General features: G+C 68.3%; 2 protein-coding genes. One reads left to right on the plus strand and one right to left on the minus strand.

What is annotated here, in order from left to right:
- A partial coding sequence (locus tag AB4Z27_RS29065) for a c-type cytochrome (protein WP_441645991.1) occupies positions 1 to 786 on the plus strand: 786 nt, incomplete at its 5' end.
- Between the two features lie 28 nt (positions 787 to 814).
- On the opposite strand, the gene AB4Z27_RS29070 is transcribed toward AB4Z27_RS29065, so the two are convergent.
- Positions 815 to 1,156: enoyl-CoA hydratase/isomerase family protein (locus tag AB4Z27_RS29070; protein ID WP_441645992.1), on the minus strand; the 342-nt coding region annotated here is incomplete at its 5' end.

The raw sequence follows: 1,156 nt of genomic DNA on the forward strand, positions 1-1,156 counted from the left end.
GTCTTCCTCGAAAAGGCCGTCTATAAGGAAAGGCCCGGCCAGGGCGCCGCGTGGAACCGCGGCGCCTATCTGGTGCAGGGGCTGGGGCATTGCGGCTCCTGCCACACGCCGCGTGGCGTCGGCTTCCAGGAGAAGGCGCTGGACGAGGGTGGCAAGGCGTTCCTTGCCGGCGCGCTGCTCGATGGCTGGTACGCCTCGAACCTGACCGGCGAGCACAACGTGGGGTTGGGGCGCTGGAGCGCGGCTGATATCGCCACGTTCCTGAAGGATGGGGCGAACCGGCATGCGACCGCGTTCGGGCCGATGTCCGAGGTCATCAACAATAGCACGCAGGCGACGACCGATGGCGATGTTGCGGCGATGGCTGCCTACCTGAAATCGCTGCCGGCGCAGGGTGGCAACGGCGCCCCGCCGTACGCCTATGACGCGCGGATGACCAAGGTGGCCTTGCAGCATCCGTCCGCCAATGCCGGCGCGCGGCTCTACGCCACGTACTGCATGCAGTGCCATGGGGCGGATGGGCGCGGGGTCGCGCCCATGCTCGCGCCGCTGGCTGGCAACCCGAACGTGCTGGAGCGCGATGCGTCGTCGCTGATCAACGTGACGCTGCACGGCACGCCGGATCTCGTGATCCGCGGCATTCCGGCGCCGTACCCGATGCCCAAGTACGCCGCCATCCTGAGCGACCGCGATATCGCCGAGGTCTTGACCTTCATCCGCGCCAGTTGGAACAACGGCGCGCCAGCGGTCAGCCCGGACACGGTGGAGAAGCTCCGGCACGAGTGATGTCGCGCCGGAGTCCCACGGGCCGGCGTCAGCTTCCCATATAGGCGGCTGGCCGCCGTTCGACGAATGCCGTGGCGCCCTCACGGGCGTCCCGGCTGCACAGCAGTTGCCGCTGCAAGGCCGATTCCTCGAAAAGCCCGGCTTCCAGCGTCAGGTCATGGCTGGCTAGCACGGCACGGCGCGCTGCAGTGACCGCCAGCGGACCGTTTCCGGCGATCTGCCGCGCGATCTTGAGCGCGGCTGCCTCCAGTCCCGCCTTCGGCACCAGTTCGGTCACCAGCCCGTGGTTCAGGGCGAAGCTGGCATCGAAGGTGTCGCCGGTCAGGATCATCCGCATGGCTACACCCATCCCCGCCACCTTTGCCAGCCG

It is taken from the genome of Cupriavidus sp. KB_39, from assembly GCF_052114485.1.
Taxonomy (GTDB): Bacteria; Pseudomonadota; Gammaproteobacteria; order Burkholderiales; family Burkholderiaceae; genus Cupriavidus.